Here is a 2,192-nt window from a genome sequence, read left to right as displayed (position 1 = left end):
CTCGGGGTTGGTGGCGGGCTCGGGTGCGGTGTGGCAGGGTGCGGCGGCGGCGGCGATGGTGGTGGCGGCGGCTCCGTATTCGGGGTGGTTGAGTGCGGCGGCGGAGCGGGCTGCGGCTGCGGCTGCGCAGGCGCAGGCGGTGGTGGGGGCGTTTGAGGCGGCGCGGGCGGCGGTGGTTCATCCGGTGGCGGTGGCGGCTAATCGCGATGTGTTTGTGCAGTTGGTGATGTCGAATGTGTTTGGTCAGAATGCGCCGGCGATTGCGGCTGCTGAGGGTGTGTATGAGCAGATGTGGGCCGCTGATGTGGCGGCCATGGTGGGTTATCACGGTGGGGTGTCGGCGGCGGCTGGGCAGTTGGCTTCCTGGGCGGGTTCGTTGGCGGGTTTGCCCGGGTTGTCGGGTCTGATCGGTGGTGCGACCCAGGCCGGCGCCGCAGCTGCCAGCGCCGTTCCGGCTCCCCTGCAGGGCATCAACTTCGGTTTCGGCAACATCGGCTCCCTCAATCTGGGTAGCGGCAACGTCGGGGACACGAACATCGGCAGTGGCAACATCGGTAGCACCAACCTGGGCAGCGGCAATATTGGCAGCGGCAATCTCGGTAGTGGCAATCAGGGTGGCATCAACCTGGGCAGCGGCAACGTCGGCAACATCAACGTCGGCAGCGGAAACTTCGGCAGCCAAAATCTGGGCAGCGGCAATATCGGCAGCACGAACCTGGGTGGCGGCAATATCGGCAACACCAACGTGGGCAGCGGCAACATAGGCGACACCAATTTCGGCAACGGAAATGGCGGCAACTTCAACTTCGGTAGTGGGAACTCGGGCAGCAACAACGTCGGCTTCGGCAATACCGGTAATGGCAATTTTGGCTTCGGCAATACCGGGAACAACAATATCGGCTTCGGACTCACCGGTGACGGCAAATTTGGGTTCGGCGGCTTTAACTCCGGCAGTAATAATATCGGTTTGTTCAACTCGGGCAGCGGCAACGTCGGATTTTTCAATTCGGGTACCAACAACGTCGGGTTCGGAAATTCCGGCATCGGCAATACCGGCTTCGGTAACGCGGGTAACGTCAACACCGGATTCTGGAACGGCGGCAGCACCAACACCGGTGCCCTAAGCGCCGGGGCCGGCAACTTCGGTTTCTTTGATTCCGGCAACTTCAACGCGGGCGGCTTCAACGCCGGCAACTCGAACACCAGCTTCGGCAATTCCGGCGACCTCAACACGGGCTTTCTCAACGCAGGCAACATCAATTCCGGCTTTGGGAATGCGGGTGACGTCAATACCGGTTTTGCTAACGCAGGCAACACCAACACCGGCGGTTTCAATGGCGGTGTGCTCAACACCGGGTTCTTCAGCGCCACCACCCACCCCGGTCCTAACTCCGGTTTCTTCAATGTCGGCACCGGCAACTCTGGATTCGGCCAGAACGACCCAAACGGTAGCGGCAACTCGGGCTTCCAAAATTCGGGCTTCGGCAACTCGGGCTACGTCAACACCAGCACCACAAGTACCTTCGGCGGTAACTCCGGCGCACTCGACACCGGCTACGGGAATGCGGGCTTCTATAACGCGGCCGTCCAGAATGCAGGCATCTTCATCGCGGGCGTCACGACTTCGGGCATCTTGAACTCCGGAACGGGAAGCTCCGGGTTGCTGGTCTTCGGCAACGGGCTTTCGGGCTTCTTCAAGAATGTCTTGTAGCGGCGCCCGAACGCGATTTCCGGGCGGGTGAGACTTTCGCTGGGTCCCCGCGGGACCGGTGTGGCCAGATTTTGCTGGAGCTCATACCGCCGCGGCGGGGCCGGTGCCGACGGTTGGGCGCGATCTGACCAGCGGTTTCTTGCCTTGCGCCACGCTGCAGGCGGCGGCGCACTGCGCGGCATTCGCGTCGCCCTTCGCCGCGATGCGGACGGGGGAAATCAGTTCCCAAAGCAATGAAGGTGGACCAGTGTTGTCCACTTCATTGACATTGCATGGGCACCGCTGCCGGCCTGTCCGAGATAGTTCCGAGATGCGGGCCGGCGGTCCGGCTCTTATTCAATATTTATGAATAACTCGGCGAATCTGGAGTTTTTCGGTGTGGGTTGTCTTACGATCCGGCCGTGGGTTGGTTGGTTGTCGGTGCCGTTGGTGCGGCTGGTTGGTTTGGGGTTGGAAATGATTCCTGAATTTGCGTGGTTGC

The 2,192-nt window shown here is 61.5% G+C and carries 1 protein-coding gene; it reads left to right on the top strand.

The window, feature by feature from the left end; translation table 11 throughout:
* Positions 1–1,711: PPE family protein (locus tag EET13_RS18555; protein WP_211189096.1), on the top strand; the 1,711-nt coding region annotated here is incomplete at its 5' end.
* Between the last annotated feature and the right edge of the window lie 481 nt (positions 1,712–2,192).

The organism is Mycobacterium attenuatum, assembly GCF_900566085.1.
Classification (GTDB): domain Bacteria; phylum Actinomycetota; class Actinomycetes; order Mycobacteriales; family Mycobacteriaceae; genus Mycobacterium; species Mycobacterium attenuatum.
The sequence above is the reverse complement of the archived record's forward strand: the minus strand, read 5'-3'. Positions and strand labels throughout refer to the sequence as shown.